Origin of the sequence: Chitinophaga sp. (genome assembly GCF_039596135.1) — a bacterium.
GTDB lineage: Bacteria > Bacteroidota > Bacteroidia > Chitinophagales > Chitinophagaceae > Chitinophaga.
In genome coordinates, this window is sequence record NZ_JBCNKH010000031.1 from 55,565 (window position 1) to 78,810 (window position 23,246).

A 23,246-nucleotide genomic window follows, 5' to 3' on the forward strand; every position below is an offset into this window, starting at 1 on the left:
TCATTATCAGGCCTTTTTCCCCGCCAGCATCGGTACAAAAGAAAAATTGTCAAACATCTCCTGCTCAAAATCTGACTCGCTTACCTTAGTAATGCGCAACATACGCTGTACCTCCTGTCCACCAACAGGAATCACCATTTTACCCCCCACCTTCAGCTGCTGCAGGAGCCGTTCGGGCACCTGGGGAGCCGCTGCGGTCACCAGGATCTTGTCAAATGGGGCATAAGTAGGAAGCCCCTCGTACCCATCTCCATAAAAAAACCGGAGATTAGGGTATTTGGACTTAAAAGGAAACTGCTTTACCTGGTCAAAAAGGCGTTTCTGCCGCTCAATAGTGAATACCATCGCCTTTAGCTCCGCCAGTACACAAGCCTGGTAAGCGCTGCCGGTTCCGATTTCCAGCACCTTCTCAAATGGTTTTACCTCCAGCAACTGTGTCTGGTAAGCCACCGTGTAAGGCTGGGATATGGTCTGCCCCTCCCCGATGGGGAACGCCCTGTCCTCGTAAGCAATGCTTTCGAATGCCGTATCCAGGAAATAATGCCGGGGAATATTGTTGATAGCTGCTAAAACACTTTGATCTGTTATGCCTTTTTGCAGGATACTATCCACCAGTTGCTTGCGTAATCCTTTTTGTTTATAGGAATCTTCGTACCGCCTCATGCACACAAAAATAAATAATACCCCCCATTTTCAATAATCTGTGTGAATTTCTATTTATCCCCATACCTGCCCGAATATGGTGCAATAATTGCATATCCCTCCATCTGGCGCTAAATTGTAGCGTCATATTTCAGGATTTTAGCTTTATTTTACAATCTTGTTTCTGACACAATTTTCAGACAAACCCAATTTTTTTATGGATAATGTAATCGAAAGTAAGGTATCACAATGGCTGGATGGCCAGTTTGATGCGGAAACGGTATCCGCTATCAAAAAATTGCAACAGGAAAACCCCGATGAACTGGCTGATGCCTTCTACCGTAACCTTGAATTTGGTACGGGCGGTCTCCGCGGTATCATGGGCGTAGGTACTAACCGTATGAACAAATACACGGTGGGTATGGCTACCCAGGGTTTTGCCAACTACCTGAAACAGGCTTTCACGGATGAAATCAAAATCGCGATTGCACACGACAGTCGCAATAACAGCCGTTTCTTTGCCGAAGTGGCTGCCAACGTTATGGCTGCAAACGGTATCAAAGTATACCTCTTCGAAAGCCTCCGCCCTACCCCGGAGCTCTCGTTTACCATCCGTCACCTCAAGTGCAAAGGTGGTATCGTACTCACAGCATCGCATAATCCTAAAGAATATAACGGCTATAAAGCTTACTGGAACGATGGCGCCCAGCTCATTCCGCCTCACGACAAAAATGTGATCCGCGAAGTGGAGAAAATCGCCTCTGTTGACGAAGTAAAATGGTCTGGTGGGGAAGCTAACATTCACCCGATCGGCGCTGAAATTGACGAAGCTTACCTGCAGATGCTAAAAAGTCTGAGCATTCAGCCTGAAGCAATCGCCGCCCAGAAAGATCTCAAAATCGTATATACGCCTATCCATGGTACCGGTATCACCCTGGTGCCTGAGACACTGAAACGCTTTGGCTTTACCAACGTTCACGTAGTAGAAGAACAGGCTACCCCGAACGGGAACTTCCCAACCGTGGTTTATCCTAACCCGGAAGAATCTGAGGCGATGAGCATTGGTTTGAAGAAAGCGAAGGAACTGGATGCCGCTATCCTGCTGGGTACCGACCCGGATTCTGACCGCGTGGGTATTGCCGTGAAAGACCTGAAAGGAGAATGGATTCTCCTGAATGGTAACCAGACTGCCGTACTGCTCTTCAATTATATTATAGAAGGCCGTCGTGCAAAAGGCCTGGCTGGCGATCACGATTACGTATGTAAAACCGTGGTAACCTCCGACCTGATCGACGTATTTGCTGCCAAAAACAATGTGAACTGCTACAATGTACTCACTGGTTTCAAATGGATCGCTGAACTGATCCGTACCAAAGAAGGTAAAGAACAGTTCATTTGCGGTGGTGAAGAATCTTATGGTTACATGATTGGCGACAATGTGCGTGACAAAGACGCTATCGCTTCTGTAGCCCTGATTTGTGAAATGGCTGCCGTAGCTGCAGGTCAGGGTCGTACCCTCTATCAGCAGCTGATAGACATCTATATTAAATATGGTTACTACAAGGAAAACCTTATCTCTATCACCAAGAAAGGTATGAAAGGCGCCGACGAAATTGCTGATATGATGAAGGGGTACCGTGAAAATCCACCTGCAACGATCGCTGGTGTGCCAGTGGTGACTACTTACGATTACCAGTTGCAACAGGTGAAGAACCTGAAGACCGGTGAGGTGAAACCAATCACCCTGCCTAAGTCAAACGTACTGCAGTTCCTGCTGGAAGACGGTAGCAAAATTTCTGCCCGTCCTTCTGGTACTGAGCCGAAAATCAAGTTCTACTTTAGCGTGAACCAGCCACTGGAAAGCGCTGCGGGATTTGAAGCAGCTACGCAGGCACTGGATGCGAAGATTCAACAGATCATTCAGGATATGAAACTGAAATAAAATAAGAAAGGGGGTGTATCAAAACTTGTGATACACCCCCCTTTTTATTCAGACAGGTTATTATTTTAAGCGATTCTTACTTTTTTATACCTTATAGCCTTATTGCAGGTACGCAGACAAAATCTCCTCTCCCACCACATCTACCATCACCATTTCCTGCAGCGTCGTAGACAAAGAATACCCCACAAAATCCACTGACAGCGGGAAGGACTTATGCTTCCGGTCTACCAGCACAGCCGTCTGGATCTTTTTTGGCAAAAACTCCAGCAATGGCTTCAGTGCATACAGCATTGTCCGGCCTGAATTGGCCACATCGTCTACCAGTATTACTACTTTTCCATTGAAATCCAATGATTCAGAGATTTGAACCTTGTCAGGATGTTGTTTATCCAGCTTCAGTTCAATCAGTTTTATTTGAAGGGGAGAAATCTCTTTCAGAATAGCCACGATTTTTTCGGCGAGAATTGTGCCCCGGTCCCAGATGCCAGCCAGTATGATGTCGTGCTCCTCACTGTTATGCTCATATATCTCGTAAGCAATGCGCTTGATTTTCTTTTCGATCACATCCTGGGTGAGGATTACATTCTTTGATTCCATATCAAAATTAATTGAAGGGATAAATGTAGGGATTTTTTAGGTATAGTGAAGCTATAGTGTAACTATAGTGCCACTAGTATACCAAAAGGGTACTAAAAGGGCACTTCATTATCCCAGGGGATATTGAGGTGCCCTTTTGATGACGAATTGGTACCGTTATGGCACTATAGTTATGTTAATACCTTATGCCTTTTTTCCTTACATTGCAATAAGTCAAATCTGATGTATGCATATAATTCAGGAAATCCTGTTTGTATTTGCCTTCGCCATTGCTGTATACCTCTTTTACCGCAAAGCCAGGCAGATCAGGCTTAATATTTTGCTTGGAAGAGATGTATCGTTAAATGATCACCCCGATCTACGTTGGAAAAATGTACTTCTCCTTGCCTTTGGGCAGAAAAAAATGTTCCGCAACCCACTGGTAGCCGTGCTACACTTCTTCGTGTATGCCGGTTTCCTGATTATTAATGTGGAGATTCTCGAAATTATCCTGGATGGTATATTCGGTACTCACCGTTTGTTCATGCCCCTTTTAGGATCATTATATCCTGTATTGATCGGGTGTTTTGAGGTGCTGGCAGTATTGGTACTCAGTGGTTGTGCGATATTCCTGGTCAGGCGTAATATCATTCATGTGCGCAGACTGGCCATGCATGAACTGGACGGCTGGCCAAGGTCAGACGCCAATTATATCCTGATTACGGAGATCGTGCTGATGTTATTGTTCCTCACCATGAATACGGCGGACCAGGCATTGCATCCGGAGGTAGGGCCATTTTGGGTATCCGGGGCTTTCAGGGGATCTTTTGAAGGATTGTCGCCTGCCACGCTGGAAGCGATTGAACGCACCTGCTGGTGGCTACATATATTAGGGATCCTTGCGTTTTTGAATTACCTGCCTTATTCCAAGCACCTGCATATTATACTGGCGTTTCCGAATGCTTACTTCAGTGACCTGCGTCCAAAAGGTAAGATGGAGAATATGCCTGCGGTACAGAAAGAAGTACAGCTCATGCTGCAACCGGAACTGGCTGCGGCGGAACCTGCCCCGGCAGAGATGCCTAAGTTCGGAGCGAAAGATGTACCCGATCTGACCTGGAAGAACATTCTCGATGCGTATAGTTGTACGGAATGTGGCCGTTGTACCGCTGCCTGCCCGGCCAACCTGACCGGGAAGAAACTATCTCCCCGAAAGATCATGATGGATACCCGCGACCGTGCAGAAGAAATAGGCAGACTGGGAAATACGGAAGGTAAAACCCTGCTACGTGATTATATCAGCGAAGAAGAGCTCAGGGCCTGCACCAGTTGCAATGCCTGTGTGGTGGAGTGCCCTGTGAGCATCAATCCTTTGCACATCATCTTACAACTGCGCCGTCACCTGGTGATGGAAGAATCCAGTGCGCCGCAGGAGTGGAACATGATGTTTAGTAATATTGAAAATAACATGGCCCCCTGGAAGTTTAGTCCTGATGACAGGGATAAGTGGGCGATTGAAATGAATGCATAAACTGAAAATTCCATGCAAATAAAAACGATGGCAGAATATTTCGCCAGTGGCGAATCGCCGGAGATTCTTTTCTGGGTTGGCTGTGCCGGGAGTTTTGACCAGCGTGCACAAAAGATTACGAAAGCGTTTGCGACAATCCTGACAAAGATCGGGGTGCGGTTTGCGATTTTGGGGAAAGAGGAAAGTTGTACGGGCGATCCGGCCCGGAGAGCTGGGAATGAGTTTATTTTCCAGATGATGGCGCAGAATAATATTATGGTGCTGAATAATTATGATGTAAAGAAAATAGTAACGACCTGCCCGCATTGTTTTAATACGTTGAAGAATGAATATCCTGAACTGGGAGGGAATTATGAGGTATTGCACCATTCTTCGTACCTGCAGCAACTGATAGATGATGGAAAGATCCGGTTGAAAGAAGGCGGGGCTTTTAAGGGGCAAAAGATTACTTACCATGATTCCTGCTACCTGGGAAGGGCGAATGAGATTTATGAAGCGCCCCGGAAGGTGTTGGAAGTGCTGGATGCCGAGCTGGTGGAGATGAAGCGGTGCAGGAGTAATGGGTTGTGTTGTGGGGCAGGTGGTGCACAGATGTTTAAGGAGGAGGAAAAGGGGAATACGAGGATCAATTTTGAGCGGGGCCGGGAGGCGGTGGAGACGGGGGCGGCTGTGATTGCTGCAAATTGTCCTTTTTGTATGACGATGCTGACGGATGGGGTGAAGGAGCAGGGGAAGGAGGATAGTGTGAAGGTGTTGGATATTGCTGAGCTTATTGCGCAGCAATTGGAAGAGTAGTATAGCGCATGGAGTCATATTGTCATCGCCAGCGCCGGAATGTCCACAAGTTGCGTTTTCAGCTGCCTTTTGTGCCGGACCGATTGTCATTATCAGTGCCGGAATGTGCCTCTACCCATGCAACCGGTAAAGCTATAGAGGGGTTGGCTGGCGCCGGCAGTAGGCTGCTTAGCTCAGGCATTCGGGCAGTTTTCTGAAAGACTGATTTTGGTCAGTTTTTATGAAATCAGGAATTTCGTAATTTTACGATATGGATATCAGACAAATACTACCGACTGACTTTAACCCTGCCTCGCGGGTGTGGATATATCAAAGCAACCGTCCTTTTTCAGAAAAAGAGCAAGTGGAGATTGCTGAACAACTGGATCAGTTCACCGCTCACTGGCAGGCACATGGCGCCCCGGTAAAAGGTTGGGCAAAGCTGCTTTTCGAACAGGTGATCCTGGTAATTGCAGATGAAACTGACACACATGTAAGCGGTTGCAGTACCGATAGCTCTGTAAGAGTGATCAAGAGCCTGGAACGCCAATACGATGTGAATCTATTTGACCGCCTGTTACTGGGTTTTGTGTTGAAAGAAAAGCTGCAATTGCTGCCGATGATGCAGGTCCCTTATGCACTGGAAAAAGGGTATATAGATGAAAATACTATTTACCTGAATAACACTGTGCTGACCTTAAAGGAATTAGAAGAAAACTGGCTGCAGCCATTAAAGAATAGTTGGCTGGCAAAGAAATTTGCTATTGCACAGTAACTGAATGCAAAACGGGCAGTGTCACCAGCTGCCCATTTTATTTTTATGAATGTTCATGAAATAGATGTAGATATTATCTGCCCTGCCTGTTCCCGTAAAGCTTTGTTAAGTGCCACCTGTGAGATCACAGGCTATATGTTCAGACCCAAAAAGATTATTGGCAAAGCTTCCTGTATACATTGCGGATATAGTCACCCTAAACTGACGGTTGTGAATGCGGATTTTTATTACCAGTTTCCGGTTGGAGACAGGATGTTTTATGCGAGGAACAGGGAGAATCTCCAGGAGCTGTTAAAGTTTTTTAAAGAGGAGAAGAAGTGGGATGATCCGGCTTTTGACTTCCCTAAAACCTTTTATGTGCACAGGGATGAGATTGTAAAAAAGATAGAATCGCTTTTGTAAAATATCATTACAAATAAGCGGGAATAGCTCAGTTGGTAGAGTATTAGTTTCCCAAACTAATAAAGCTGTTTTTACAATATTTACATAATTTTTATTGATCCCCTGAAATGCTTTATTAATAAGCACTTCAGGGGATTCTTATTTTTATTCACTTCTTAAAAAATCTGCCACTTCTACCCTATTATAGTCAATTTGGGTTAGAAATGGGTCAGAAAAAATCCTCCAAGGGAGAGATTACTATAAAAAATAATGGAGGCAGGATCAGACAGCTCCTTTTTTTACCTAGTAGGTATGAGATTAGAAAGAGTTGATGAGCTGATTCCATGTGACAAGAAACCTGCATAAATTCAAATATTTGAATTTATGGAACTTCCAGGAAAACTTGACATAATAGAAATTTCCCTCAACAGCTAGAAGTTTATACAAGTCTCTTTGTTAGGGATTCATGAGATTAATCTGAACTTATGGCCTATCCCAAGTAATAATTAAAACGTATGAGTGCCATAATTTTCTTCATTATTGGGTATTCACTATGTTATTAATTGCCCATATCTGCAAGTAAGTTTATCAAATCTAATTGACTAGTAGAAGAGACTTCTGACCTAAGCTTATTTCTTATTTGGGGTTATCATTTTAACATTCAGATATGAATGGACTAAAAATAAATCGAATGATTTGGATATTCCTAGTATCAGTAGCTACTGCTGTTTTAGCAATAATATCAGGTTATTTGCAATACAAGGAAAAGCTTGATTCAACAGCCAAAGCATTAAATAAGGAAAAAGAACTAAATGAGGTATATAAAAAACTTCAGTCCAAATCTGACACTATAATTAGTTCAAATAATGAAATACTACTACTGAATGAAAAGTTAATTATTGCAAATGAGGAAATAATAAAACTTCAATCAAAATTAGAAGGAACATATAGTGGAGGGAAGAGCTTTCCTGAATTGAAGATTATTCCTTTAGATAACGAAAAAGGGCAAATGGTATTAATTCATCATGGAGAATTTCCATTATTTGACATCTCAATGCATGCTGTTGATCTTGATATTCATAATAAAATAGTAGCCCAAAGAGGCAGTAATCAATTTAAGATGGATGAATTAGCACTCTTTTCTGTCGATTTGCAGTTTAACAGCTTACAAATAGGTAATCAATTGGCTATTGGTACTTTTATATCAGATTATTCATCAAATAAAAAGTCTTTTAATATTTTTTATAGCGCTAGAAATGGTCTTTATATCCAAGCGATTAGATTATTTAAAAAGGATCGTATTTGGCATTCTGGAACAATAATTTTTAATAGAGAATATAAGGAGGTTTACAGAAGCATTGATAAAGAATTGCCATTTGATTTATTTAACTGGAATATCAAAGAGAAGTAATGAGAGGCCAAGGTGACTATTGTATTTGATACAGAAAAGGTATTAATTGGTTCGCTAAATGCCAAAAGTTCCAGTAAGCCAATTGCGTTACATCTGGAACTTGTAATTGACTTCCTACTTTAATAAAAACAGTATCACTTCTTTTTAAAAATATCTGCCTTCAACAACTTAGCACAAGTTGCAGAGATCATTAAAGGATGATTCATTCTGTAGAGAAGTTGATGGCAGCATTAATCTCTGGACATTATATAACCTCTTTACGGGGGCTAATAAAAGCTCCTACATAGACACTTTTCTGGAAGAGTGAATGCTTATTCTTTCGTTGAATCCATCAAAATGGCTTTAAATGGCCATTCTAACAGCTGGTCTCTTCTTTAGAACGACAATACCAATATCAACATAAAACACTGAAAATCATTCAATAATGATTGATCTTTAAACTATCTTTGCAAATCAAAATCAATCCCAAAATGAGGACTATTTATCTATTATCTATCGCTGCCATACTTGGCACAGGTTGTTCAACACAGAAATTTGTATCCTTCCAGTCACCACCATCCGAAACATTCACTACTAACAAGCTGAAGGTATTCCTAAAAGACAATCCTAATCCAAAAGTTGTGTTGAGAGTACCAAATACTAAATCCAGCACTACAGAGGAAGATGCCAACACTTATATCTACAATACAATAGAAAAGGAGCTATTAAAGCACAATTTCATTGTCAGAGATAGGGCCTTATTCAATGAGATCATAAGGAAATCTGGTGACAAGGTGGATTATTCAGAATTAAAGAAGAATACAGACACAGATATTATCCTGGAATTGACTAATCTGGAAACAGATGTGGTATACAGAACAAATGAATACTATACCAGTAAAGGGCAGAAGCATCTTTTTGACAGAGGTGATATTTCTGCAAAGGGGGTAAAAGTTGATTTTAAAGTTGTGCTGATCCAGGATAATGAATTTGCAGGCAACTACAATTTCAACTATACACCTTGTTTGAATGGGTGCCAGGTGGAAGAAGGTAAGAGAGGGCCAAAGTATTATAGCCAAGATAATGGCAAAAAGCAACCCTACCAGACTATATCACACAGGGAAATGGAGGACTTTTTCAAAGATGCTACAAACAAACTTATAGTTCAACTTAGAAATTAGCAGGACTAGTTGTAAATTAATATACTGGCCAATAGCCAACTTCTTTCTCATTTATCTGAGACTTATTTAATGGGCAGGATATCTATCCAATACCCTACTATTCTTAACCATGTTAACCAGACACCATGCAGCATAATGTATACAAAGACCTTTACATTAAGGAAAACTACAGTGTTTTTGAATTTTTTAGTGTAGGTAAGAGAGGGGTAATAGCAAAAAGAATTGTTTTTGAACCTACTGATTATCACGATGTTTATAATCTAATATTTGGAGACATTGATATTAATAATGAAATTGATGATTATAATATCAGTGACAATGGTGATAGGAATAAGGTTCTAGCCACATTAACTCATGCCATCGATATGTATCTAAATACTTACCCAGAAAGGATCATATTCTTTAGTGGTAGTACAGCAGGTAGAACAAGACTTTATAGAATGGCTATCAATTTGAACCTGGAATATTTATCTGAAAAATTCGAAATATATTGTCAAGTTGATAATCGCATTACCATGTTTGAGAAAAATATAGAGGTAAAAGGTTTCTTAATCAGAAAAAAAACATAATTTTATTTTATGGAAAAGAAAGTGATTAAATATTGGAGCGATATATTTAAGACAGAGATCACAATGACTGTTGATGAAAGACTCAACAAGATTGATGAAAAAAAACTCTCGTCAAAAAAATTGCAAGTTGCCAATGAGCAATTGGCTAAAATCAAGGATTTCTTACCTAAGCGATAATACTTTTGAAAATATTATAAAGCCATCTGGATCATTCCAGGTGGCTTTTTTGTTTTTGGGTTAGTATAGTTAAGGTTGTTGAAAAGTGGCCTTCCCTTTTTTTATACAATCAGCTTGCCCTACCTGGGCAAGGGGGGTAATTGTCCACATAAACACTGTATTCTTTCCTGCTTTCCATACAGTATACCTATACAAAACAAAGCAGGATATTACATACTGAACCTCCAAAAAAGAAATAGAATCAATCATTTTGGGTCAGATTTTTATTTTGGTGAATGACAAAATACATTATATTTGCCGGCAAGTCAATATAGGACTATGTATGCGGGAATAGCTCAGTTGGTAGAGCATTAGTTTCCCAAACTAAAGGCCGCGGGTTCGAGTCCCGTTTCCCGCTCAAATTGAATCTTCTCTTATGTTGGCAAACGCAATGTCCTGATTACAACCCAACCCAATAACATCAAAAACATATATTTACGCAGGTTTACCTTACTTGAGAAAAAGCTACCTTTTTGCTACACGTTTATGTTTTAGCTATTTTAGATGTGTATTTTTAACTCATGAAAATTAAGCAACTTCATATCCAAAACTATAAATCTCTTGTAGATTTTAAATTAGAGAATCTACCTGCTTTTGCGGCAGTCGTTGGACCAAACGCCAGCGGTAAGAGTAATATTTTTGAAGCGCTTGAGTTTACAAACTATGTCTGCCGATTTCCATTTGAAGCTACTTCGTTCTTTGGGGGACTAAAAAATATTTATTCCTATCAGGCTCCGCCTGGCGGGAATTTGTACTTTGATTACAAATTTGACAATAATATAAACCTGAATTTCAGTCTGGAAAAAACTTCGCAAAGGAAGCTTGATGGCTTTGATGATGTGTACGCTATTGGTCAGGACCCGGTATTGGATTTAGGAAACGAAGAAAGTCAGTTTCTTTTTCTGGATGTAAGAGACAAACTCAAACGGGATAGTTTTCTGGAAGAAATGAAACGAAAACATCTGCCGTACAATAACGAATTTGAAATATTCATTGACAACTTTTCAAGAATATTCATAGGTAAAAATTTCCTGAACAGGAGTTTCCAATTACAATCCAGGCTACATACGGATGCATCAAATCTATCCCAAATTTTGTCACAAATCCTTGAGAATAGCCAGAAAAAGGATGAATTTGTTGAATGGTTACAAATACTTATTCCTGAGTTTAGCGACATCGAAATCAGGAAATCCAACCTTGACGGCAGCTCTGAATTTTTCTTATATGAAAAAACATCAAACAAGCCTTTCTCCAAACATTTAATATCTGACGGCACTAACAATATACTGGCGCTTATGGTTGCAGTGTTTCAGACCGACAATCCCCAGTTTTTATGTATTGAGGAACCGGAAAATGGACTTCACCCGCAAGCTATAGAATTATTGATAGACTTTTTCAGGGAAAAAAGCGAAGAAAAAGGTCACCATATTTTACTTAATACGCACTCCCAAACACTTGTAAGATATTTGGAACCACGTGAAATTATACTTGTTAATAAAGTAAATGGAGCGACTATTGCCAAACAGCTCACTGAAGATGATGCTATTAACATCGGAACTGATGAAGCCTGGCTTTCAAATGCTTTTGGAGGAGGTGTATTATGATCAATGTTAGTTTTATAGTTGAGGGGTTTATAGAATGCTTCCTGCTAAAATCTGCGTCTTTTAATGAGTTCCTTATCAGAAATGATATCAGGTTAGTGAATGTTATTAATGCACATCGCATAATTCTGTTTTGTTGTCTACTGTTTACAGCCTGTAACCCACGCCCATCCACAGCTTCTTTAGATCCATTCACCGGCGATTCCGGTTATATTACACTGGAACAATTATTCCCCTACGTACTGCAAAATAAAATAATTGATACAACTGCAAGTGAAGGCCGCTGGAGAGATATACCCGCCCGGGATACATTTGGTAAATACTACCGGTATAAAGATGGTTATATCGCCTGTGTAGTGAATGTCAATCCTCCTTTTGAATCCCTTGTTTTATTTCAGACAAATGCTAACGGGCAGGTTGAAAACATTCAACCCTATTATCATGGTAATTATTGCAACTGCTGGAATGGTTCATTTGGCTTTGGCAAGATAAAAGATTACTTCTTTGTGCGAATTTGCGGAACGGGCACCGCTTTTACTTCCAGTACTTTACATATTTTCAGAGAACTGGGGAAACAATCAGAAGGGCAGGGAATTTATGAATATCTATGGAGAGGTTCAATGACGGAAGCAGATGATTATAGGCGTATAGAACTCTCATCATTACAACTGGATAATAATAAGATCCATGCCTCATATGTAAAACTGGAAGGTAATAAAAAAGACCAGGTACCTGGGTACTTTGAAATCAATTACACCCTTACAAATGGGGCATGGATCCCGGATAATAATATCAGCCTCTATTCCAATTAATTCTGAGAAGCTGCATACAGCTCCGCTGCCTTTACTCTCAAGTCCCACAACTCCTCACCCGGTAAATAAGCATAATTCAACAACGCCAATGCATATGCGACCTTCGGATTCATTACATTCCCGGTCCTGATATCTTCCTGCCAGTTCCGCCCTTCTGCCTGATACGCTGCACGCATTCTATTAAAAATAGAATCACACACGTTGTCAGGGAGCCACTCTGCCACTGCATAAATACCTGTCAGACTACCAATCACTTCCCGCTCCGCATTTTCCTCAGCTGTACTCTTCCCGTAAGATATAAACAGGTACACCGCAAAAGCACCCAGCGCCAATCCCACAATCATCCATAAAATACTGTCAGAAGCCTTTCCCAAAAAGAACGTAGCTGCTGCAAGCCCCAATATCCACATACGGCCATAACCAGCCAGTATACTGGTACCGTTCTGTTTCAGATAAATTCCTTTGCGGGTGTTCCAACCCGATTCTGTCACCAGTAAGGATTCGCCTTCTACAGGGAACAAAGGCATAAAACAAAAATGAAAAAACTTAGTTTGTATCTCCTGGTTATTGTAGCTCTTCACGCCACCGAGATACTTGGTTCCAAATACAAAGAACATGGGTATAGGTTTTAGGATTTAAATTATAGTTGTTTAAATACAGGGTTATAGGGATTAATTTGTATTGTCCGCTTAATTCTGGTGTAATATTAGTATTTTTTTTAATTATTTAAAAGAAAGGCCGGTTCTAAAATAAAAAAACATGCAGAATACTTTTCTGCATGTCTTTAAATCTATCCGGGAAAACCAGGCGAAATCTATCAGAGAAAACTAGGCTATCACCGCTGTCCTGGCCACCCTCATTCTCACCACAGCTATCACCGCACATGTCAGTATCGCGGACATGATTACATACCGCAGAGACATATCCGGCGCCGTCGTCATCCTACCCGTCTGCGATAATACATAACTGGAAAATGAAGTTACCACATACACCATCCCGCCCATCAATCCGCTGGCCAATCCTGCATTCTGCGGGAATACCAGCATGCTATGCGTGAACAGGTTTGTAAACAAAAACCCTGAACAGATGTGGATCATAAATGCAAACAGTACAAACCACCACAGCTGGTGCATCACAAATCCTGTCAATAACAACATCACTGTTAGAATCAGTTGCGTAAACCCTGCTATTACCAGTTTCCTGTTGAAATCCAAATGGAGCAGGCGCTTATTCACGATCCCGCCTATCATCCAGGAAAAGCCTAATATCAGGGTACAATAACCGATCACGACGGAATTGAAATGGAAACTCTTCTCAATCACAAATGGCCCCGCAATGTTGAACACCATCACCACTGAATAACTCAATCCTAAGATCACGATGCCCAATAAGAACGTACTATTGCTCAGCATATGCGCATAGTTATCCCTGATCTTATTCAGTTCAAGCGGCTTCTTATGCACCAGCGTCTCTCCACTGAAACACAATTCCATTACAAACATGATAAACGCATAACCCGCAAGGAAATAGAAGTTAGCCTGCCAGTTTAAATACTGCTGTAAGAACCCACCCAGGAACGGCGCTACGATGGGTCCTAACGACCATATAATGGTGAGATAACTCAAATAATGCTTACGCTCCTCCCCTTCATACAGGTCTACAAAAAACGCCCGCTTGCCCACGATCACAAATGCTGTAGCTATACCTTGCACCACGCGCAAAAAACAAATCAATGCCACACTGTGCGTAATACCTATTAATAATGAAGACAGGACCAGCACACCCAGCGCAATTACTGCGGGCCTGTGCCTGCCCAGGCTATCCAGCAGGCTTCCTACAAACATCTGGGAAATACCATAACTCATGAAAAAGCAGGTGAGTGTAAGCTGGATCTTATCTGCTGATACCCCCAGATCCTTTGCCATAGCCGGAAATGAAGGCAAATAAATGTCTGTAATAAATCCCGATAATGGGATGCAAATGAACGCTAATATCGTCGCAAACCGCTTTCTGCTTGCCGAGGCACTTTGTAACATATCCTAAATTTGACAACAAAATTATAGCAGTTGTGAAAATCTGCCGTTAAAAGAATCAAAGCAATAATTACAAAAATCAAATATGGGCAACGCGGGTAGTCTGCCGGTAATGTAAAGGAGTAGTTCCCGTAGATTTCTTAAAGAAGTTATTAAAATGCGCCGGTTCTTCAAACCCAAGACAGTAGCCTACTTCAGAGATATCCCATTGCGTATTCAGCAATAGGGTCTTGGCTTCTTCCAGGATCCGGTTCTTGATAATGGATGTAGTCGTATTGCCGGTGATACTTTTGATTACATAATTCAAATGATTCACATGTACATTCAGGGCCTTGGCAAAGTCAGCCGCTGAGCGCATAGTCAATGGATTTTCAGGAGAATCCAGGGGGAACTGCTGGTGCAGCAGTTCATCGAAATTCCTGAGTAAGCGGGATGAGGCAGATAGTTCTCCGGATGACAAGCTATCTGCAGGCTTATCTACCAGCAGGGCATGCATCATCAGGCAGAGGAGGTTACGGATAGCCTCATACTTAAAGGTGTAGTCGCCATGCGCCATTTCCAGCATCTGTTCAAAGTAAATCGTCATCAATTCCAGTTGCTTATCGTCCAGGAAAATGACAGGCTCACTCCATGCTTTGAAAAGAGGAGAGCGCTTAAAGATATCAAACTGGTAATGTTCGTTGAAGAATTCCTGGTTGAAAAGGCAGTAAAAGCCATCCTGGTCGTCGGAAATACTGGTCCAGGAATAAGGTACGGATGGACAGGGGATCAGGAGCGCAGGGCGGTCTACCAGGATGGAATTGCCACCATAGTTAATTTCGCCCACACCGAGAATGAGGGTGATCTTGTAGAAGTCCCTCCTGTTGTAAGGTGTTTTGAAATTGCAGTACTTGCGCACATTGACATTAAAATGAGATTTCCCTTTACCTACGTCTGTAGTACTGAAGGGAAATTGTATATATGACCGTTCCCGGTAAAAATCACTTAATGTTTCCAATTGCTCGCTCATGATGCAAAGGTAAAGAAAAGGGCCCGTATTGATGTATCACAAAAGTGTCTGAACTTTTTTGGGGGTACATCAATACGGGCCCTTATAATTCGGTACCTGAGGGCGCTCAGTATATCATTAACTGCCTGATTGCGCCAGCGACACAGTGGCCATCGGTACAATCACAGCATTGTTATATCCACTTTCAAAATGAGAGTAATCCAGCTGCTTTGTATGCCCAAGAATCCTTCTCAGCACTGCCTTTCTGCACCATCTTTTCCAGGTCGCTGCATTCCGTTTTATTGTTACTTTCAGGGCCTTACTCTTCTGCACATCCATCAGCCCTTCATTCAGCAACTTGACATGATCATAATAAATATCATCGCGGGTGATCCGGATCAGGCCATTGCAGGCCATATAGCTATACATGCGCTTCTCGAACAGCTCCCCTGCATAGTATGGATACTTCTCAGAACCGTAATTGTAACAATTATAAATGTCTCCCTGCAACCGCTCGGTTTCTACCAGGAAACACTGGTCTGAGAACCCGGTGGAATGGATAAAATGATTGGCCGTCTTGATAATTTTCAGTTCAGCTTCGTAGGTAAAATCAGTCCACATAGGGTTTGCTACAAAGATGTACCGGTTGCGCTTCATCTCCTCGATGGCAGCCCATACCCATGAGCCACCTGCCCCTTCCTGCATCATACAGTCGCAGGTAAAGTAGAGTAAATATTTTCCCTTACAGAAGTATGCTGCTGCAAGGGGCCCTATACTATAATAGTATCCATCGTAAAAATCAAGTTTGAAACTCTCCCTGGTTATTTTATAATCTGCCAGGATGGTTTCTATATGATCTTCTGCAAAGTAATAGGCGTCAATGACCTTCCGGTTCACCGCACTCATCGCATATTGTTCCACCGTAGCCCGGTCCTTTACATTGTTAATGATTAGAATCTTCTCATAAAACGTTAATTCGCATCTATCTATCATTTGTTCCAGTCGGTCTCCTTTCAATACTCTTTCCCAGTCGTTTTCATAACAATTTGTGAAAAATGACACGGTAGGTTGGCTTCCATTGTTTTCACTCATAGAACTCTTTAAATTGCCGTAGGTTGATAATTAGGTTAAAAATGTATCGTAATATACGTAAATATTATTATTTGTTTAACTAATTCTTAACAAACTCATGTACGCATTTTTTGAAATTTCGCTATGGCAGGGCATTTGCTGTTAAAAAAATATCATGAACAGGGTCATATTTATCTTTTTTACCATCCTTTTAGCTGCATGCTCCGCTGGGAAGCATTCATATAATTCCCAGGATGAGGAATCTATTCAGTGGAGTTCGCTCCGCAAACTGACCTGGTCTGATTACAAAGGCACCCCTTACCGTGACCAGGATACCAATATTGCCGCCAGGACCAATTGCCGCTTTGGAATAAAAATAAATGGACTACACGTCGACGTAATCAGTGAATTTATCCCTGGAAGGAGCAATGTTCGCCCTGGAAAGGAAACGGCGGCGCTACTCGCCCATGAACAATTGCATTTTGATCTTTGCGAAGTATATGCGCGATTATTGAGAAAAGAATTACAAAAATCTCCCCTTACAAATGCTAACGTAGCAGCTATTTCAAGAGATGCTTTTCTGAAGTATTATGATGCATATAAGGAAAGGCAAATCATATATGACAATGAAACTCACCACGGGCTTAATCAGGAGAAACAAAAATTATGGAACGCGCAGGTAGCCACTGCACTCGCCGATCTGGCTGACTATGCCCAGTAGTCATACTCATCGATAAAAGTCTAGCATTCAACGATTACTCCAAATATTGGGGCAACAAAATTTTTTGCCCTCCGTTTAACAACCAAAAATATCCCTAATAGATTTTTTAATCTTAAAAACTAAGTAATGCAAAGAAACCTTATTTGCGTCTCAACGGTTGCGTGTGTTATGCTGACTACTCTCTCCTGTAAGAAAGATGACTCAACTGCGACCAAGCCAACAGTATCGCTCAGCGCCACTTCTCAAACGGTGACTGAGGGCGACGGCACAGCAAGTATTACTGTTACCCTGCCTTCCACACAAACCAGCGATGTAACGGTCACGGCTAACCTGGCGGGCACAGCTATTTTAAACGGGGACTACCAGGTGACTACAGATACCACGTTAACCATTGCTGCGGGCAGTACTTCCGCGACCTTAACTTTTGGCATCTTCGATGATGAAGTGGTTGAAAGCAGCAAAACGATCAATGTTACTTTCAGCAGCAGCAGTGCTACGCTGAGCAGCTCTACGGCCACTATTACCATTACTGACAATGATACAGATCAGTCTTCTGAAGGTGCTGTGTCTGAACTGACGTGGGATGCAGGTACACTGGTAGACCTGGATCTATACCTGGTGAACAATGTGACGATTACGGATAATTCCGTAGATTCTTACAATGTATTGTCTGGTAGTACTAACAGCACAGGCTTTGAGTCTTTGTTGCTGAGCAATGACCTGGATGATGATACATACTATGTGGTGACAGCTTATTCAGACGGTGCAAGAGATGTGAACTATGATTTTAACATGAAAGTAGATGGCAATACCGTGTTGGAAGATAGCTACAGTTTTTCTGCCAGCGAAGTAGGATATGGTTATTTTTATGGACCTATTACCAAGAGTGGTACAGCTTATTCTGTAGGCAGGACTGCAAATTCAGTGTTGTGGGATGTGAAATTGGTAGCGCCACATTTGTATAAAGGGAAAGTTACTAAATAAATTCAGTGGAGCCTGTATTGAAAGAGAATGGTACAGGCTCTTACTTTTGTGGGAAGGTTACTTTGCTACTGACATACTGTTGTCACTCCCCCACTTCAACTTTACAGTATGGAAACACGCAACGTCATCAATAACTACCTACAGGCACTCACTGCACGTAACCTACATGTGATGCAAACCTTATTTGCGGACGAAGTGGACTGGTATATTCCCGGCAATCAGACCCTGGCTCCCTGGCTGGGACGCAGAAAGACAAAAGCAGAAGTGATGGATTTTTTTCGCCTGCTCTGGCGGGAGACTATTCCTATTGCCGCGGAAATTGATCATATTTTTATTGACGGAAAAAAGGCAGTGATAGCAGGAGATTTTAAGACGGGGATGTTGAGAACGGATAGAATCTGTGAATCGTTGTTCTTTATCCGGATTACTGTGGAAAATGGGGTGATTGTAAAGTATTATTTATTGGAAGATAGTCATGCCGTTGTGCAATCTTTGTCGTAAAAAAAAGAGGACGTATCATAAAGTACGATACATCCTCTTTTTATTCGGATACCTGATAGGAACAGGTAATATTTTAAGGAGGTTATTTATTTTTCATAATACTCAAGCGTATTAGTAGTATATAGGTTCGCTTCCGCCTTTCTTCTCCTGGTCAGGCCATCCAATACTTTACCACCACTCATGTTCCATTTCAAAAACTCAGCCGGGATTTTAGGATCTTTGGGATTAGCTTTTACCAGTTTTAACAGGGTACTTTCTCCCAGCCCTTCCGCAATGCCATTGTTGTTCATATCACTGCCTACATTGTAAGCAAAAGATACCAATGCATCAAATTGATATTGTTTTAAAACAACGCCTTTTGTAAGTTTGTTTACATCGTTTACGAACCCTTTTATAATTACTAAGAATAATTCGTCCGCATCATCCTGTGTCAGTACATCGCCTTTCAGTACAGGGGAGTCATCGATGTAGCGGGTATTGCCCCAACCGATTGTCCACACCCCCTTGCTATCCTGGTACGCCGACAAGCGGCACTTTTCAAAATGCTTTATCAGCGTTTCTCCGTTAGCTCCTAAATTCATTGGTATAAGTATTTTCACATTAAAGATATACAAAATATATTTAATATTCAAGAATGCGAGGGGCTTTCCGCTCTTCACTTATAGTGTCAACTAAACAATAATAATCCCTATATTCCGTCAAATTCCACATATGAGACCTTTACTGATAGCCTTTATCTTGTGCATAACCCTGTCATTGAATGCCCAGGTGCAGACGCATGTTCCCACGATTGACGAAGTAGGCGCCAACAGGTTGCCAGCTACCATTGCTCCTGTAAAGGCGCCGTTTCCCATGCCTGTATTTAAGATACCCTCCTTTCCAGCGTATACGATCACCATTAAAGACAGCAAAGACATTCAGTCTGCTATCAATACCGTGCATCAACACGGTGGTGGTACGGTGATTATTCCCGCGGGCAACTGGCATTCTCCCCGTATCAGCCTGCTTTCGCACGTGAACCTGCACCTGCAGGAGCACGCTGTATTGAACTTCAGTGGGGAAATAGCCGATTATCAACCAGTGGTATTCACACGTACAGAAGGGGTGGAAGTGATGTCGCTGGGGGCCTGTATTTATGCTAACGGGCAGGAACATATTGCGCTGACAGGGCGCGGTAAAATCGTAGGTCCGCCAAAGGATTGTCCGGTGCGGAAACAGATGATGCGACAGGATGTGGTGGAAAATGTGATCAGTGCGAACAGGCCTGTTGCGGAAAGAATTTATGATGGCCATGATGGTGGCCCTATCTATATGCCGTTTTTTGTGGCTACCATCAATTGTAAAAACGTATTCATTGAAGGGATTCAGCTGGAGAATACGCCTTTCTGGAACATTGTGCCTATCTATTGCGATAATGTGATCATCAGGGGTGTTACAGTGAACTCTGTAGGTATTCCAAGTGGAGATGGTATAGACATAGAAAGCAGCAGGAATGTACTGATTGAATATTGTACACTGAGTTGCGGAGATGATTGTTTTACAATGAAAGCCGGCAGAGGTGAAGATGGTTTGCGCATTGGCAAGCCGACTGAAAATGTAGTGGTACGGTTTTCTCTGGCCCGCCAGGGACATGGCGGTATTACAGTGGGAAGCGAGACAGCGGCCATGATCCGTAACCTGTATGTACACGATGTAGTATTCGATGATACAGGTGTGGGATTACGTTTTAAAACAAGAAGGCCACGTGGTGGCGGCGGGGAACATCTCTATTATGAACGTATTCGCATGCGCCTGCAACAGGATGCTTTTCGATGGGATATGCTGGGTGCGAGCATGTATGTAGGTGCACTGGCAGACAGGTTGCCTGCTTTGCCAATTAATAAACTCACACCCGTTTATAAAGATATTTATGCGAAGGATATTGTCATTGATAGTGCCCGGGCGCTGCTGCGGATTGATGGTATTCCTGAATCGCCAATGACTGGTTTTTCGCTGGAGAATGTGGAAGCACATTGTAGCCAGATCATTAAAAGTGCAGATGCCATGAATCTGCGTATAGCAAATGCGAAGATTTATAGTACTGATTCATTGTTGTCGTTTACAGACACACGCAATGTGACTTTCCAGGATGTAGAATTTATTACACCTAAGATTGTGACGAACCTAAGCGGAGATCTCACCGACAATATTGAATTTAAAAATACGATACCAGCAAAGCCAGCTGACTGGAATTCCAGCAGATTTAAAAAATAAAGCCGGGCTGCTACACCCGGCCTTATATATCAGGAATAGAATGGGCTATTTTCCACCTTGTGCCGCCCAGTTGTCCAGGTAATCTTCCAGCACGTACAAGGGCATATCTCCATTGGCCAGCAATGCGTTGTGAAATGCTTTGAGACTGAATTTGTCTCCCAGTTGTCTGGCATATTTATCGCGCAGCGCTTTTATTTTCAGTTCTCCTGTTTTGTAAGAGAGGGCCTGGCCGGGCATGGCCATGTACCGTTCTACTTCTGCTACAGCAATGTCTTCGCTCACGGCTTCGTGGCTGAGCATGTATTGAATGGCTTCGTTTCTCGTCATCTTTCCTGTATGAATACCGATGTCGGTTACAATCCTGATGGCCCGGTGTATTTCATTGGTCAATGCCCCCATTTTCTGATAAGGGTCTGTATAGCAACCTAACTGCGCTCCCAGTGATTCACAATACAAGGCATATCCTTCTGTGAAAACGCTGAACCCTGGTTGTTTGCGGAAGCGGGGAATGCGATCGTTTTCCTGTTGTAAGGAGATCTGGAAATGATGTCCGGGTACTGCCTCATGTATAAAGGTTGCTTCCAACCCATAAAATGTAACATTGATCTTTGTAGCATCTCTCACGGGCACGTAGAATATGGCTGGTCTGTTTTCTTTCAGACTGCCGGATACGTAGGACGGGCCTGCCTGGGAGGCTTCCCTGAAAGCCTCTACCCTCCTGATTTCAAAAGCGGTAGCGGGTTGGTGACTGAACAATTCATCTACATGAGGTTTAATTTTGGTGTAGATGTTCCGGTATGCCTGCAATACTTCTTCAGGTGTTTTGAAGGGCATGAATTGTGGGTCTGTTTTCAGGAAGTGAAAGAATTCGGGCAGGGTGCCTTTGAAACCTACCTGTGTTTTCACGGCTTCCATTTCGGCGGTGATTCTTGCTACTTCATTCAGACCGGTCTGGTATAGTTGTTCGGGTGTTAAGCCTTTGGTAGTGGTAAAGCGATTGAAATAATATTCATACAGTTCTTTGCCATTGGGTAAGGCGTTCAGGCCGTCGTGGTCCTGGGCCTGTGGCAGGTAGGTGTTCTTTAAATAGGCCGCCAGCTTATCGTAGGATGGCAGCAGTTTGGTGTTAATCACTTTTGTGTAAAGTGCAGTTAAACGTTTTTTATCTGCTGCTGAAAAGGAAGCGGGGAAATTTTTGAGTGGTTTGTAGAAAATACATTTTGCGGTATCTCTTACAGCGAGGGCTTCCAGCTGTGGGATCATTTTTACTACCAGTGCTTTGGGCAATACCATTTTGATGGCGATACCGTGGTTAAAATTTGCAATGGTGGTATCTGTCCATTCTTCGAAAGCAGCCATGCGCTTTGCCCAGTTTTCATAATCCTTTACTGTGTTGAAAGGTTGAACACTGCCGCCTGAGCCGTACTGGCCCATGTTCAGGGCGGTGCTGGTAAACTGAGTCATGGGAAAGTAGGTTGTGTGCAGGCGGATGCCTTCGAGCATGTCATGCAGGTTATATGCGAGCACATCGTAGGAGATCCTGTCTGGTTCGCTTAGGGTGGTGCGATTGATGGCCTGTAGTTGTTTTTGATAAGAGAGGAAAAATTGTTTTCTCTTTTCGTTGGTATTTGCGCCTTCTATATCCAGTTGGTCATCAAAACGGTGATCGCCATTGTAGGTTGCAAACTCATGGTACAAAGGCAGGGATGCTTCGTAGTAGTTTTCGAATAATTGCTGTACCTGCCCGTAGGTACAAATGATGGGTGACATCATCGATAGCGATAATGCAAGTCCTTTTATGTTCATGAGATGTGAGTTTTTAGATTAATGGTTTTTGCATCCAGATGGTGCAGGCGTAGTGACCGGAGTCTCCTAGTGGTGCGGATAAATGCTGGAAGCCATTTCTTTCATACAAGGGTATGGCGGAGGTGAGCTCGGGCATTGTTTCCAGGTAGATGGAGTGGTAGCCCATTTCTTTGGCGGAGTCTATACATTGTAATAGCAATTGCTTTCCTAGTCCTTTTCCCCTGGCTTTTGGCAGTAGATAGAATTTTACCAGTTCTACGCAATTGGGGTCTAGTCCTTTGGTAGGGAAGATACCTCCGCAGCCGACGATTTCGGTATCGGTTTCGAGGACCCAGTAGGTGGAGCCGGGGGTTTGGAATAGGTCGTATAATGAAAATAGTTGTGCGTCGAAATAGGCGGTGCCTGGCTTGTCTACGCCGAATTCTTTTAATACTTGTTGGATGACTGAGCCTAGTGTTTGGTTGTCAGTGGGTTGTATTTTTCTGATTGTCATGAGGTA

The 23,246-nt window shown here is 42.3% G+C and carries 25 protein-coding genes and 1 tRNA gene; 17 read left to right on the forward strand and 9 right to left on the reverse strand.

Annotation, left to right across the window (positions count from 1 at the left end; genetic code table 11):
* Positions 1-6 precede the first annotated feature (6 nt).
* Positions 7-663, reverse strand: a complete 657-nt coding sequence (locus ABDW16_RS18255; protein ID WP_343671709.1) for a protein-L-isoaspartate(D-aspartate) O-methyltransferase — start codon at positions 661-663, stop codon at positions 7-9.
* Positions 664-859: 196 nt separating this feature from the next.
* Between ABDW16_RS18255 and ABDW16_RS18260 the strand changes: the two genes are divergently transcribed.
* Positions 860-2,584: a phospho-sugar mutase gene (locus ABDW16_RS18260; RefSeq protein WP_343671711.1), complete on the forward strand. Its 1,725-nt coding sequence runs from the start codon at positions 860-862 to the stop codon at positions 2,582-2,584.
* A 99-nt stretch (positions 2,585-2,683) separates the two neighbouring features.
* Here ABDW16_RS18260 and ABDW16_RS18265 read toward each other — a convergent pair whose 3' ends face one another.
* Positions 2,684-3,181, reverse strand: coding sequence for a phosphoribosyltransferase family protein (locus ABDW16_RS18265; protein WP_343671712.1), 498 nt, complete (start codon positions 3,179-3,181; stop codon positions 2,684-2,686).
* 226 nt (positions 3,182-3,407) lie between these two features.
* Here ABDW16_RS18265 and ABDW16_RS18270 point away from each other — a divergent pair, with 226 nt between their 5' ends.
* The 12 genes from ABDW16_RS18270 to ABDW16_RS18325 all read left to right on the forward strand — a co-directional run bounded on the left by ABDW16_RS18270 (position 3,408) and on the right by ABDW16_RS18325 (position 12,390).
* A complete protein-coding gene (locus ABDW16_RS18270) occupies positions 3,408-4,691 on the forward strand; it encodes a (Fe-S)-binding protein (RefSeq protein WP_343671713.1) in 1,284 nt (427 codons plus the stop codon).
* A 12-nt stretch (positions 4,692-4,703) separates the two neighbouring features.
* Positions 4,704-5,486 (forward strand): (Fe-S)-binding protein, encoded by a 783-nt coding sequence (locus tag ABDW16_RS18275; protein WP_343671714.1) that lies wholly within the window; start codon positions 4,704-4,706, stop codon positions 5,484-5,486.
* A gap of 250 nt (positions 5,487-5,736) precedes the next feature.
* Entirely contained in the window at positions 5,737-6,240 is a 504-nt protein-coding gene (locus tag ABDW16_RS18280; RefSeq protein WP_343671716.1) for a hypothetical protein, read from the forward strand.
* A gap of 45 nt (positions 6,241-6,285) precedes the next feature.
* Positions 6,286-6,642, forward strand: a complete 357-nt coding sequence (locus ABDW16_RS18285) for a hypothetical protein (protein WP_343671718.1) — start codon at positions 6,286-6,288, stop codon at positions 6,640-6,642.
* Positions 6,643-7,288: 646 nt separating this feature from the next.
* The gene (locus tag ABDW16_RS18290; RefSeq protein WP_343671719.1) at positions 7,289-8,032 is read left to right on the forward strand and encodes a hypothetical protein; all 744 of its coding nucleotides are present in this window, start codon (positions 7,289-7,291) and stop codon (positions 8,030-8,032) included.
* A 178-nt stretch (positions 8,033-8,210) separates the two neighbouring features.
* Entirely contained in the window at positions 8,211-8,339 is a 129-nt protein-coding gene (locus tag ABDW16_RS18295) for a DUF3871 family protein (protein WP_343671721.1), read from the forward strand.
* A gap of 163 nt (positions 8,340-8,502) precedes the next feature.
* Positions 8,503-9,192 carry a hypothetical protein gene (locus tag ABDW16_RS18300; protein WP_343671722.1) on the forward strand — a complete coding sequence of 230 codons (690 nt, stop codon included), beginning with the start codon at positions 8,503-8,505 and terminating at the stop codon, positions 9,190-9,192.
* Between the two features lie 125 nt (positions 9,193-9,317).
* Positions 9,318-9,761, forward strand: coding sequence for a hypothetical protein (locus ABDW16_RS18305; RefSeq protein ID WP_343671724.1), 444 nt, complete (start codon positions 9,318-9,320; stop codon positions 9,759-9,761).
* A gap of 9 nt (positions 9,762-9,770) precedes the next feature.
* Positions 9,771-9,938 (forward strand): hypothetical protein, encoded by a 168-nt coding sequence (locus tag ABDW16_RS18310; protein WP_343671725.1) that lies wholly within the window; start codon positions 9,771-9,773, stop codon positions 9,936-9,938.
* 324 nt (positions 9,939-10,262) lie between these two features.
* Positions 10,263-10,335 (forward strand) — tRNA-Gly (locus ABDW16_RS18315).
* 163 nt (positions 10,336-10,498) lie between these two features.
* Positions 10,499-11,581, forward strand: coding sequence for an ATP-binding protein (locus tag ABDW16_RS18320; RefSeq protein ID WP_343671727.1), 1,083 nt, complete (start codon positions 10,499-10,501; stop codon positions 11,579-11,581).
* Between the two features lie 95 nt (positions 11,582-11,676).
* Positions 11,677-12,390, forward strand: coding sequence for a hypothetical protein (locus tag ABDW16_RS18325; protein WP_343671729.1), 714 nt, complete (start codon positions 11,677-11,679; stop codon positions 12,388-12,390).
* Here the strand turns inward: ABDW16_RS18325 and ABDW16_RS18330 are convergent.
* From ABDW16_RS18330 to ABDW16_RS18345, 4 genes are all read right to left on the reverse strand, one after another.
* A complete protein-coding gene (locus ABDW16_RS18330) occupies positions 12,387-13,007 on the reverse strand; it encodes a hypothetical protein (protein ID WP_343671730.1) in 621 nt (206 codons plus the stop codon). The genes ABDW16_RS18325 and ABDW16_RS18330 overlap by 4 nt on opposite strands.
* A gap of 210 nt (positions 13,008-13,217) precedes the next feature.
* Positions 13,218-14,426, reverse strand: coding sequence for an MFS transporter (locus ABDW16_RS18335; RefSeq protein WP_343671731.1), 1,209 nt, complete (start codon positions 14,424-14,426; stop codon positions 13,218-13,220).
* A 76-nt stretch (positions 14,427-14,502) separates the two neighbouring features.
* Complete coding sequence (locus ABDW16_RS18340) at positions 14,503-15,432, reverse strand: AraC family transcriptional regulator (RefSeq protein WP_343671732.1); 930 nt, start codon at positions 15,430-15,432, stop codon at positions 14,503-14,505.
* Positions 15,433-15,549: 117 nt separating this feature from the next.
* Positions 15,550-16,503 carry a hypothetical protein gene (locus tag ABDW16_RS18345; RefSeq protein WP_343671733.1) on the reverse strand — a complete coding sequence of 318 codons (954 nt, stop codon included), beginning with the start codon at positions 16,501-16,503 and terminating at the stop codon, positions 15,550-15,552.
* 154 nt (positions 16,504-16,657) lie between these two features.
* Between ABDW16_RS18345 and ABDW16_RS18350 the strand changes: the two genes are divergently transcribed.
* From ABDW16_RS18350 to ABDW16_RS18360, 3 genes are all read left to right on the forward strand, one after another.
* Positions 16,658-17,203: a hypothetical protein gene (locus ABDW16_RS18350; RefSeq protein WP_343671735.1), complete on the forward strand. Its 546-nt coding sequence runs from the start codon at positions 16,658-16,660 to the stop codon at positions 17,201-17,203.
* 168 nt (positions 17,204-17,371) lie between these two features.
* On the forward strand, positions 17,372-18,187 hold the full coding sequence (locus ABDW16_RS18355) for a Calx-beta domain-containing protein (protein WP_343671737.1): 816 nt from the start codon (positions 17,372-17,374) through the stop codon (positions 18,185-18,187).
* A gap of 108 nt (positions 18,188-18,295) precedes the next feature.
* Positions 18,296-18,688 (forward strand): nuclear transport factor 2 family protein, encoded by a 393-nt coding sequence (locus tag ABDW16_RS18360; RefSeq protein ID WP_343671738.1) that lies wholly within the window; start codon positions 18,296-18,298, stop codon positions 18,686-18,688.
* An 86-nt stretch (positions 18,689-18,774) separates the two neighbouring features.
* On the opposite strand, the gene ABDW16_RS18365 is transcribed toward ABDW16_RS18360, so the two are convergent.
* Positions 18,775-19,269 (reverse strand): lysozyme, encoded by a 495-nt coding sequence (locus ABDW16_RS18365; protein ID WP_343671739.1) that lies wholly within the window; start codon positions 19,267-19,269, stop codon positions 18,775-18,777.
* A gap of 130 nt (positions 19,270-19,399) precedes the next feature.
* On the opposite strand from ABDW16_RS18365, the gene ABDW16_RS18370 reads away from it, so the two are divergent.
* On the forward strand, positions 19,400-20,941 hold the full coding sequence (locus tag ABDW16_RS18370) for a glycoside hydrolase family 28 protein (RefSeq protein ID WP_343671740.1): 1,542 nt from the start codon (positions 19,400-19,402) through the stop codon (positions 20,939-20,941).
* A gap of 45 nt (positions 20,942-20,986) precedes the next feature.
* Here ABDW16_RS18370 and ABDW16_RS18375 read toward each other — a convergent pair whose 3' ends face one another.
* Positions 20,987-22,747: a DUF885 domain-containing protein gene (locus ABDW16_RS18375; RefSeq protein WP_343671742.1), complete on the reverse strand. Its 1,761-nt coding sequence runs from the start codon at positions 22,745-22,747 to the stop codon at positions 20,987-20,989.
* Between the two features lie 13 nt (positions 22,748-22,760).
* On the reverse strand, positions 22,761-23,246 hold a 486-nt coding region (locus ABDW16_RS18380), incomplete at its 5' end, for a GNAT family N-acetyltransferase (RefSeq protein WP_343671743.1).

Excerpts from the sequence above, each read along its gene's own strand:
- ABDW16_RS18255 (WP_343671709.1), bottom strand. The coding sequence starts at position 663 with ATGAGGCGGTACGAAGATTCCTATAAACAAAAAGGATTACGCAAGCAA.
- ABDW16_RS18260 (WP_343671711.1), top strand. The coding sequence starts at position 860 with ATGGATAATGTAATCGAAAGTAAGGTATCACAATGGCTGGATGGCCAG.
- ABDW16_RS18265 (WP_343671712.1), bottom strand. The coding sequence starts at position 3,181 with ATGGAATCAAAGAATGTAATCCTCACCCAGGATGTGATCGAAAAGAAA.
- ABDW16_RS18270 (WP_343671713.1), top strand. The coding sequence starts at position 3,408 with ATGCATATAATTCAGGAAATCCTGTTTGTATTTGCCTTCGCCATTGCT.
- ABDW16_RS18275 (WP_343671714.1), top strand. The coding sequence starts at position 4,704 with ATGCAAATAAAAACGATGGCAGAATATTTCGCCAGTGGCGAATCGCCG.
- ABDW16_RS18280 (WP_343671716.1), top strand. The coding sequence starts at position 5,737 with ATGGATATCAGACAAATACTACCGACTGACTTTAACCCTGCCTCGCGG.
- ABDW16_RS18285 (WP_343671718.1), top strand. The coding sequence starts at position 6,286 with ATGAATGTTCATGAAATAGATGTAGATATTATCTGCCCTGCCTGTTCC.
- ABDW16_RS18290 (WP_343671719.1), top strand. The coding sequence starts at position 7,289 with ATGAATGGACTAAAAATAAATCGAATGATTTGGATATTCCTAGTATCA.
- ABDW16_RS18300 (WP_343671722.1), top strand. The coding sequence starts at position 8,503 with ATGAGGACTATTTATCTATTATCTATCGCTGCCATACTTGGCACAGGT.
- ABDW16_RS18305 (WP_343671724.1), top strand. The coding sequence starts at position 9,318 with ATGCAGCATAATGTATACAAAGACCTTTACATTAAGGAAAACTACAGT.
- ABDW16_RS18310 (WP_343671725.1), top strand. The coding sequence starts at position 9,771 with ATGGAAAAGAAAGTGATTAAATATTGGAGCGATATATTTAAGACAGAG.
- ABDW16_RS18320 (WP_343671727.1), top strand. The coding sequence starts at position 10,499 with ATGAAAATTAAGCAACTTCATATCCAAAACTATAAATCTCTTGTAGAT.
- ABDW16_RS18330 (WP_343671730.1), bottom strand. The coding sequence starts at position 13,007 with ATGTTCTTTGTATTTGGAACCAAGTATCTCGGTGGCGTGAAGAGCTAC.
- ABDW16_RS18335 (WP_343671731.1), bottom strand. The coding sequence starts at position 14,426 with ATGTTACAAAGTGCCTCGGCAAGCAGAAAGCGGTTTGCGACGATATTA.
- ABDW16_RS18340 (WP_343671732.1), bottom strand. The coding sequence starts at position 15,432 with ATGAGCGAGCAATTGGAAACATTAAGTGATTTTTACCGGGAACGGTCA.
- ABDW16_RS18345 (WP_343671733.1), bottom strand. The coding sequence starts at position 16,503 with ATGAGTGAAAACAATGGAAGCCAACCTACCGTGTCATTTTTCACAAAT.
- ABDW16_RS18350 (WP_343671735.1), top strand. The coding sequence starts at position 16,658 with ATGAACAGGGTCATATTTATCTTTTTTACCATCCTTTTAGCTGCATGC.
- ABDW16_RS18355 (WP_343671737.1), top strand. The coding sequence starts at position 17,372 with ATGCTGACTACTCTCTCCTGTAAGAAAGATGACTCAACTGCGACCAAG.
- ABDW16_RS18360 (WP_343671738.1), top strand. The coding sequence starts at position 18,296 with ATGGAAACACGCAACGTCATCAATAACTACCTACAGGCACTCACTGCA.
- ABDW16_RS18365 (WP_343671739.1), bottom strand. The coding sequence starts at position 19,269 with ATGAATTTAGGAGCTAACGGAGAAACGCTGATAAAGCATTTTGAAAAG.
- ABDW16_RS18370 (WP_343671740.1), top strand. The coding sequence starts at position 19,400 with ATGAGACCTTTACTGATAGCCTTTATCTTGTGCATAACCCTGTCATTG.
- ABDW16_RS18375 (WP_343671742.1), bottom strand. The coding sequence starts at position 22,747 with ATGAACATAAAAGGACTTGCATTATCGCTATCGATGATGTCACCCATC.